The following is an 8,984-nucleotide window of genomic DNA, read 5'->3' on the forward strand; positions in this document are numbered from 1 at the left end:
CGCCGGACCGACTTAGGATGGTCGACGATGTCCTCGTCTACCTCCTCCCCAGCCCCGGACCGCACGGACAACTTCGTCCACCTGCACGTCCACACCGAGTACTCCATGCTCGACGGAGCGGCGCGGATCGGCGACCTGTTCCAGCGCGCCGGCGAGCTCGGCATGCCGGCGCTCGCCATGACCGACCACGGCTACCTCTACGGCGCCCACGAGTTCTGGCGCAAGGCCCAGGGGACCGGCGTCAAGCCGATCATCGGCCTCGAGGCCTACGTCACGCCGGGCACGCACCGCACCGACAAGACCCGCGTCAAGTGGGGCGACGAGCGCACCCGCCAGGGCGACGACGTGTCCGGTTCCGGCGCCTACACGCACATGACGCTGCTCGCCAAGAACAACAACGGGCTGCGCAACCTCTTCCGGATGGACAGCCAGGCCTCGCTCGACCAGGTCTACGCGAAGTGGCCGCGCCTGGACCGCGAGCTCCTCAGCGAGTACGGCCAGGGCCTCGTCGCCACGACCGGCTGCCCCTCCAGCGAGATCCAGACCCGCCTGCGCCTGGGCCAGTACGACCTCGCGAAGCAGGCGGCCAGCGACTTCCGCGACATCTTCGGCGCCGAGAACTACTTCTGCGAGGTCATGGACCACCAGAACGAGATCGAGCGCCGCACGATCAAGGACCTCCTGCGCCTCGCCAAGGAGCTCGACCTCCCGCTCCTGGCCACCAACGACAGCCACTACACCTACCCCGAGGACGCGACCGCCCACGGCGCCCTGCTGTGCGTGCAGTCGGGCTCGACCCTCATGGACCCCAACCGGTTCAAGTTCGACGGTGACGGCTACTACCTCAAGTCCGCCGCCGAGATGCGGCACACCTGGCGCGAGTTCCCCGAGGCGTGCGACAACACCCTGCTCGTCGCCGACATGTGCGAGGTCTCCTTCACCGAGGGCGAGGGCCGCTACATGCCTCGGTTCTCCTGCCCGCCGGGGGAGAGCGAGGAGTCCTGGTTCGTCAAGGAGGTCCAGACCGGGCTGGGTGACCGCTTCCCCGGCGGCATCCCCGAGTACGCGCAGAAGCAGGCCGACTACGAGATCGAGGTCATCGCCTCCAAGGGCTACGCCTCCTACTTCCTCGTCGTCGCCGACTTCATCAACTGGGCCAAGGCCCAGGGCATCCGGGTCGGCCCGGGCCGTGGCTCGGGTGCCGGGTCCATGTGCGCCTACGCGATGAAGATCACCGACCTCGACCCGATCCCGCACGGGCTGATCTTCGAGCGGTTCCTCAACCCCGAGCGCGCGTCCATGCCCGACTTCGACATCGACTTCGACGAGCGCCGGCGCGGCGAGGTGATCCGCTACGTCACCGAGAAGTACGGCTCCGAGCGGGTCGCGCAGATCGTCACCTACGGCACGATCAAGGCCAAGCAGGCGGTCAAGGACTCCGCCCGCGTCATGGGCCACCCGTTCAACGTCGGCGAGCAGCTCACCAAGGCGATGCCGGCCGACGTCATGGGCAAGGGCGTCCCGCTCTCGGGCATCTACGACCCCGAGCACCCCCGCTACGCCGAGGGCAGCGAGTTCCGCTCCCTCGTCGAGACCGAGCCGCACTTCAAGGAGATCGTCGAGACCGCCAAGGGCCTCGAGGGGCTCAAGCGCCAGTGGGGTGTCCACGCCGCCGGCGTCATCATGAGCAGCGAGCCGCTCATCGACGTCATCCCGATCATGAAGCGGCTCCAGGACGGCCAGGTCCTCACCCAGTTCGACTACCCGACCTGCGAGACGCTCGGCCTGGTCAAGATGGACTTCCTCGGCCTGCGCAACCTCACCATCCTCGACGACGCCATCGAGAACGTGAAGGCCAACCGCGGCGAGGACCTCGACCTCGACGCCCTGTCCAAGGACATGACCGACAAGGCCACCTACCAGCTGCTCTCGCGCGGCGACACCCTCGGTGTCTTCCAGCTCGACGGCGGCGGCATGCGGACCCTGCTCAAGCTCATGCAGCCGGACACCTTCGAGGACATCTCCGCCGCCCTGGCCCTCTACCGCCCGGGCCCGATGGGCGTCAACGCGCACACGAACTTCGCGCTGCGCAAGAACGGCAAGCAGGAGCTCACCCCCCTCGACCCGCAGCTCAAGGGCAAGCTCCAGCAGGAGATGATCGACGCCCTCCTGCCGCTGCTCAGCACCACCTACGGCCTGGTGATCTACCAGGAGCAGGTCATGGAGATCGCCCAGAAGCTCGCCGGCTACACGCTCGGCAACGCCGACCTCCTGCGCCGGGCGATGGGCAAGAAGAAGAAGGAGGTGCTCGACGCCGAGTACGTCCCCTTCTCCCAGGGCATGAAGGCCAAGGGCTTCACCGAGGCCTCCATCGCGGCCCTCTGGGGCGTCCTCGTGCCCTTCTCGGACTACGCGTTCAACAAGGCCCACACCGCGGCCTACGGGCTCGTCTCGTACTGGACCGCGTACCTCAAGGCGAACTACCCGGCCGAGTACATGGCGGGCCTGCTCACCAGCGTCGGCGACGACAAGGACAAGTCGGCGCTCTACCTCGGCGAGTGCCGCCGCATGGGCATCAAGGTGCTCCCGCCCGACGTCAACGACTCCGTCGCGCGCTTCGCCGCCGTCGGCACGGACATCCGCTTCGGCATGGCGGCCATCCGCAACGTCGGCCACAACGTCGTCGAGGCGATCATCGCCGCGCGCACGGACAAGGGCGCGTTCACCTCGTTCCGCGACTTCCTCTCCAAGTGCCCGGCCGTGGTGTGCAACAAGCGGACGATCGAGTCGCTCATCAAGGGCGGGGCGTTCGACGGGCTGGGCGAGACGAGGGCGGGCCTGCTCCGGGTGCACGAGGAGTACGTCGACGCCTTCGTCGCGATCAAGCGCCAGGAGGCGATCGGCCAGGACTCGCTCTTCGGTCTCCTGGGGGGCGACGACGCTGACGGTTCTGGGGGCGGCGACGCGACGATGATGGGCCTGACGCCGGTCCCCTCGGTCGAGTGGGACAAGTCGACCCTCCTCCAGTTCGAGCGCGAGATGCTCGGCCTCTACGTGTCCGACCACCCGCTGTTCGGGGTCGAGCACGTCCTCGCCCAGCACGCCGACACCGCCATCGCGAGCCTCAGCGCCGAGGACGGCAAGCCCGAGGGCTCGATGGTCACCGTCGCGGGGCTCATCACCGGGCTCCAGGTGAAGCGGACCAAGAAGGGCGACCTCTGGGCGATCGCCACCGTCGAGGACCTCGAGGGCGCCATCGAGTGTCTCTTCTTCCCCAGCGCCTACCTCACGGTGTCGACGATGCTCTCTCAGGACGTCGTCGCCGTCGTCCGGGGAAAGCTCAACCGGCGCGACGACTCCGTGTCGATCTACGCCCAGGAGCTCACCCTGCCGGAGATCACCGAGGGTCCGCGCGGCCCGGTGGTCGTCACCCTCGACACGATGCGCGCGACGACCGGCCGGATGGAGGAGCTCAAGGGTGTCCTGTCCAACCACCCGGGCGCGACCGAGGTCCACCTCAAGCTGACCAAGCCCGGCCGGAGCACCCTCATCCGGCTCGACGACGCGCTGCGCGTCGACGCGACCGAGTCGCTCTTCGGCGACCTCAAGGTCCTCCTCGGCCCGAGGTGCCTCACCGGTGGCTGACCTGCGCATCGAGCCGCCCCGGGCGGCCACCCGCGAGCACGTGCGCGAGCACCACGGGGACCGGGTCGTCGACCCCTACGAGTGGCTGCGCGACGGCGACGACCCCGAGGTGCTGGCCCACCTCGAGGCCGAGAACGCCTACGCCGACGCCCGCACCGCGCACCTGCAACCGTTGCGGGACAGCATCTTCGGCGAGATCAAGTCACGCGTGCTCGAGACCGACCTGTCGGTGCCGGTGCGCTCGGGTCCGTGGTGGTACTACTCCCGCACGGTCGAGGGCCAGCAGTACGCGATCCAGGCCCGCGTCCCCGTGCTCGACCCCGCCGTCCGCCCGGTCGTGACCCCGGACGAGGTCCCGCCCGGCGAGCAGGTCCTCGTCGACGGCAACGACGAGGCCGGGGACTCGGAGTTCTTCTCCATCGGCGCCCTCGCGGTGAGTGCCGACCACGACCGCCTCGCCCTGGCCACCGACACGACCGGTGACGAGCGCTTCGACCTCGTCGTGCGCGACCTCACCACGGGGGAGACGCTCGACGAGGCGCTCACCGGGATCGGCTACGGGGTCGAGTTCTCCCGCGACGGCGGCACGATCTTCTACACCCGCCTCGACGACGCGTGGCGCCCGCACCAGCTGTGGCGTCACGTTGTCGGCGCCGACCCCGAGGGTGACGTCCTCGTGCACGAGGAGGCCGACGAGCGCTTCTGGATGGGCATCGGCGTCAGCCGCGACGAGCGCTGGCTGGTCCTCGCGCTCGGCTCGAAGACGACGTCGGAGGTGCACCTCCTCGACTCGCGCACGCCCGAGGCGGCTTTCCGGGTCGTCGCGCCCCGTCGCGACGGTGTCGAGTACGACGTCGAGCCCGCCGCCGACCACCTCCTCATCGTCCACAACACCGACAACCCCGACTCCGACCTCGCGTGGGCGCCGCTCGACGCGACGAGCCACGACCAGTGGCGCCCGCTGCTCGCGGCCGGCGAGGGGGAGCGGTTCATCGGCGTCGACGCGTTCGACGGGGTGGCCGTGCTCGCCCTGCGCCGCGGCGGGATCACCGCGCTGTCGCTCCTCACCGCCGATCCCACGAGCACGTCGGGGTATGCCGCGCCCGTCCCGGTCGAGTTCGAGGAGCCGATCTACTCGGTCGGCCTGGGCGACAACCCCGAGCCGGGACAGACGGCGCTCCAGGTCGTCTACGAGTCGTTCGTCACCCCCCGCACCGTCCTCGAGCTCGACCTGACGACGGGTGAGCGCACGGTGCTCAAGCAGCAGCCGGTCCTCGGTGACGTCGACCTGGCCGACTACGTCCAGCACCGCGAGTGGGCGACGGCCGCCGACGGGACGCAGGTCCCGATCTCGCTGGTCCACCGGAGGGACCTGCGACCGGACGGGACGCACCCGGGCCTGCTCACGGCATACGGCGCCTACGAGCACTCCAGCGACCCCTACTTCTCGGTCGCCCGGCTCTCGCTGCTCGACCGGGGCGTCGTGCACGCCACCGCCCACGTGCGCGGCGGCGGCGAGATGGGGCGCCACTGGTACGACGAGGGCAAGCTGCTCGCCAAGCCCCGGACGTTCAGCGACACCGTCGCCTGTGCCGACCGGCTCGTCGAGCTGGGCTGGGTCGCGCCGGACCGGCTGGGGCTCGAGGGCGGCTCGGCCGGTGGCCTGCTCGTCGGTGCGGTGCTCAACCTCGCTCCGGACCGCTTCCGGGTCGCCCACGGCGCGGTGCCGTTCGTCGACGCCCTGACGACCATTCTGAGGCCGGACCTGCCGCTGACCGTGGGGGAGTGGGAGGAGTGGGGGAACCCGCTCGAGGACCCCGAGGTCTACGCGGTGATGAAGGCCTACACGCCGTACGAGAACGTTGCGGCGCAGGCCTATCCGGCGATCCTCGCCACGACGAGCCTCAACGACACCCGCGTCTACTTCACCGAGGCCGCCAAGTGGGTGGCGCGGCTGCGCGAGACCGTCACCAACGACGAGGCGACCCGGCCGATCCTGCTGCGCACCGAGATGGCCGCCGGTCACGGGGGACGCAGCGGGCGCTACGCGGCGTGGGAGCAGGTCGCGTGGGAGTGGGCGTTCGTGCTCGACCAGCTCGGAGCGACCTCACGGCTTCCGCGGGTGCACGAGGACGAGCGGGCAGGCGGTGCGGCCGAGGAGCCGGTTCGAGACTGAGCCGAGGTGCAGCCCGGGGAACCCTCCCGTGCCGCGGGCTCCGACGACCACGAGGTCGGCGGAGTCGGCCGCCTCGATGAGCGCGGCCACCGGAGAGCTGCGCACCACGTGGTGCACGACCTTGACGGCGGGGTGCTCGGCGCTCATCGCGGAGATCTCGCGACTGACGGCCTGCTCCAGACCACCTTCGTATGCCGGCCAGCTCGAGTCGGTCTGCAGGGTCGGGTCCTCGGGGCCCTTGGCCTCCCAGGCGTGGACGACGACGAGCTCGGCGTCACGTTGGGCGGCGTGGTCGAAGGCGGTGCGCAGGGCCGCCATCGACGGCTTCGAGCCGTCGACCCCGACGACGACCCGGTGGTGGAGGGCCTCGGTGTGTCCCTCGTGCCCGACGATGACGACCGGGCACGTGGCATGGGCGGCGACCTGCTGGGCGACGGCACCGATGGTGGCCCGGCTGAGCAGCCCGTGGCCGACGGCGCCGAGGACGACGAGCGCGGCGTCGTGGGAGGCGGCGACGAGCGAGCGGGAGGCGTAGCCGGGCGGCAGTGACGTCGTCACGGTGATGCCGCGGTCGACCGCGTGGGCGCGCGCCGTCGCCGTGGCGAGGAGCCGCTCGCCCTCGCTGCGGATCGAGCTCTGGTCGGTCGTGCCGAAGCCGAGCATGGGGATGTCCGGGGCGAAGGCGTGGATGAGGTGCAGGCTCATCGACCGCGCCGCGGCCTGCTCGGCGGCCCAGGCGAGGGCGGCCCAGCCGTGCGCGGACCCGTCGATGCCGACGACGATCCGCGACTTGGGTGCGGGTGAGGTGGTGCCGCTCATCAGTTCCTCCACGGGAGAAGTGGACCGGGCGGCGGAGAGCTCACGGGCTGGGACCGGGAGGTCCCCGTCGTCACGGACCACCGAGGTCCGCTCCTCCATGATGGACCTCCCCGGGCGCCGGGGACAGGTGAATCGCGGGGGGCGCGACGGCGACGGCGGTGCAGGGTGGGGCTTCAGATGCACGAAGTGAAGAACATGACTGAATCTCGCTGAGATGAAGGTATGCTCTGGACATGAGTGGTCGTCAGCCGTCCCCGGTCGTGCTCATCGGCGACGTCGTCGGCTCGCGCGAGAGCCCGGACCGCCACCGGCTGCACCGCGCCGTCGAGGCCGCCCTCGCCGACACGAACGCTCGCGTGGCGCACGTCGAGCCGCTCGAGGTGACGGTGGGCGACGAGTTCCAGGCCGTCTACGCCGACCTCGGCGCCGCGCTCGAGGCCGCGCTGCGGACCCGCCTCGTCCTGGGCCCGGAGGCCGAGACCCGCTACGGGCTCGGCCGGGGCGCCACCACCACCCTCGACGAGGTCAGGGGGATCAAGGACGGTCCGGGCTGGTGGGCCGCGCGACAGGCCATCGTCGACGTGGAGGAGCAGGCCGAGCGGGCGGCGATGCAGCACGTCCACACCGCCTACCGGCTGGCCGAGGGCGAGGCCGACGAGAACGGGACCGCACGCGCCGTCGAGGCTGCCCTGCAGTGTCGGGACCACATGGTTGGGTCGTTGTCGGAGCGGTCAGGTCGGCTGCTGAGAGGACTTCTCGACGGCATGACACAGCGTGAGCTCGCCGCAGCCGAGGGCATCAGCCCGTCGGCGGTCTCCCAGCGGGTCCGTGCCGACGGGCTCGCCGTCATCGTCCGCTCCCACGAGCTGCTCCGGACCCTGCCGTGACGTGGTTGGCGGTGTGGCTCATCGGGGTCGGGGTGAGCGACCTCCTCCGGTCGGTCGGGCACCGGCACGTCCGCCGCGCCGCCGTGCCGGCCGGGGCAGTGACCGTCGTCGCGGTGGGGCTGCTGGCCGGGCTCTCGGGCGCGGCGGACCTCGTCGCCCTCACCGCGTCGGTCGGGCCGCTGGCCGGGTGGGTCGTCCTCTCCGAGCGTTCGCTGCGACGCGGGGGAGGTCACGCCCGGGCTCTGCTCGTGCTCGGTGGCTCCGCCTTCGCCCTCGTCGCCGCGTCGGGGTTGGCCTCGACGCCCGGCGGCCCGTTGGGGAGGTGGCTCACGTGGGCCGACCTGCCCTTCGACGGTGACCAGCCGGTCGCCCGACTGCTCCTCGTCACGGGGCTCGGCGTCGCCAACCTCGCGACCGGCAACGTCATCGTGCGCCTCGTCCTCGTCAGCGTCGGGGCGATGCGCCCCTCGGCGCCCAACGGCGGCCCCCCGGGCGCCCAGCCGTCCGAGAAGCTCAAGGGCGGGCGGCTGCTCGGCCCGATGGAGCGCGTCTTCATCATCGGCCTCGGCCTCGCCGGTCAGATCACCGCCGCCAGCATCGTCATCGCCGCCAAGGGGCTCATCCGTTTCCCGGAGCTGCAGTCGGCCCGTGACGACGGGGCGAGCGTCAAGGGCGACGGCATCGACGAGGTCACCGAGTACTTCCTCGTCGGCAGCTTCGTCAGCTGGCTCGTCGCGTTGGGGTCCCTCGCACTCACCCGTTGAGGTCGCCGTCGGGGCATGCTGGGGTGAGGCCGCGGAGCCGTCCCGGCCCGACCCAAGGAGGACCCGTGGGATTTCTCGACAAGCTTCTCGGCCGTGAGCCCCTGCAGCAGCAGCAGGGACAGGCGCCCGGCGCAGGCGGAGGGTCCTGGTCAACCTCCCGCGCCCCCCGCGGGCAGGGCCAGCCGTTCCGGGCCGGTGCCGGTGGGGCCTCCTCCGAGGACGAGCGGGCCGTCGCCCGCTACCGCTACCTCCTGCGCACCGCTCCGCCGGAGTCGCTCGAGCAGGTGCACGCCGAGGCGTTCGCCCGGTTGACCCCGGAGCAGCGCCAGCAGGTGCTCGCGCAGCTCACCGAGGGCGCCGCGCAGGGCGAGGCCCCGGCGAGCGCCGAGCCGCAGGACCTCGCCCGCGCCGCGACGCGCGCCGAGATGCGCCAGCCGGGCACGCTCGAGCGCACCTTCGGTCGGGGGTCGGTCGGGGGCGGCGCCGGGATGGGCATGGGCGGGATGATGATGGGCTCGATGATGGGCACCATCGCGGGCGTCGTCGTCGGGTCCGCCATCGCCAACACGCTCTTCGACGGCTACGGCGACTCGCCGGAGGCGGCCGACGCGGGGGAGTCCGGGGCCGGCTCCGGCGGCGACTCGGGGGGCGACGCCGGGGGTGACGGCGGCGACGCGGGCGGCGCGGACACGG

Annotated in this window: 6 protein-coding genes; 5 read left to right on the top strand and 1 reads right to left on the bottom strand. The window is 71.5% G+C overall.

All coding sequences use genetic code 11. From position 1 onward, the window contains the following. Positions 1-27: 27 nt before the first annotated feature. Both dnaE and N801_RS14635 read left to right on the top strand, forming a co-directional pair. Positions 28-3,645: a DNA polymerase III subunit alpha gene (dnaE, locus tag N801_RS14630; protein ID WP_035939344.1), complete on the top strand. Its 3,618-nt coding sequence runs from the start codon at positions 28-30 to the stop codon at positions 3,643-3,645. After that, positions 3,638-5,821, top strand: a complete 2,184-nt coding sequence (locus tag N801_RS14635) for a S9 family peptidase (protein WP_052113105.1) — start codon at positions 3,638-3,640, stop codon at positions 5,819-5,821. Before dnaE ends, N801_RS14635 begins: the two co-directional genes overlap by 8 nt. Here the strand turns inward: N801_RS14635 and N801_RS14640 are convergent. Next, on the bottom strand, positions 5,753-6,640 hold the full coding sequence (locus N801_RS14640; protein ID WP_169744280.1) for a universal stress protein: 888 nt from the start codon (positions 6,638-6,640) through the stop codon (positions 5,753-5,755). The genes N801_RS14635 and N801_RS14640 overlap by 69 nt on opposite strands. A gap of 233 nt (positions 6,641-6,873) precedes the next feature. On the opposite strand from N801_RS14640, the gene N801_RS14645 reads away from it, so the two are divergent. The 3 genes from N801_RS14645 to N801_RS14655 all read left to right on the top strand — a co-directional run. Beyond that, entirely contained in the window at positions 6,874-7,527 is a 654-nt protein-coding gene (locus N801_RS14645; RefSeq protein WP_035939348.1) for a SatD family protein, read from the top strand. Then, positions 7,524-8,291 carry a hypothetical protein gene (locus N801_RS14650; protein ID WP_035939350.1) on the top strand — a complete coding sequence of 256 codons (768 nt, stop codon included), beginning with the start codon at positions 7,524-7,526 and terminating at the stop codon, positions 8,289-8,291. The genes N801_RS14645 and N801_RS14650 overlap by 4 nt, the downstream gene beginning before the upstream one ends. Positions 8,292-8,356: 65 nt before the next feature. Then, positions 8,357-8,984, top strand: a 628-nt coding sequence (locus tag N801_RS14655) for a hypothetical protein (protein WP_035939352.1), incomplete at its 3' end; no start/stop codon positions are given.

This window comes from Knoellia aerolata DSM 18566 (assembly GCF_000768695.1).
GTDB lineage: Bacteria > Actinomycetota > Actinomycetes > Actinomycetales > Dermatophilaceae > Knoellia > Knoellia aerolata.

Coding starts and splice junctions, on each gene's coding strand:
- dnaE (WP_035939344.1), top strand. CDS start 28: ATGTCCTCGTCTACCTCCTCCCCAGCCCCGGACCGCACGGACAACTTC.
- N801_RS14640 (WP_169744280.1), bottom strand. CDS start 6,640: ATGAGCGGCACCACCTCACCCGCACCCAAGTCGCGGATCGTCGTCGGC.
- N801_RS14645 (WP_035939348.1), top strand. CDS start 6,874: ATGAGTGGTCGTCAGCCGTCCCCGGTCGTGCTCATCGGCGACGTCGTC.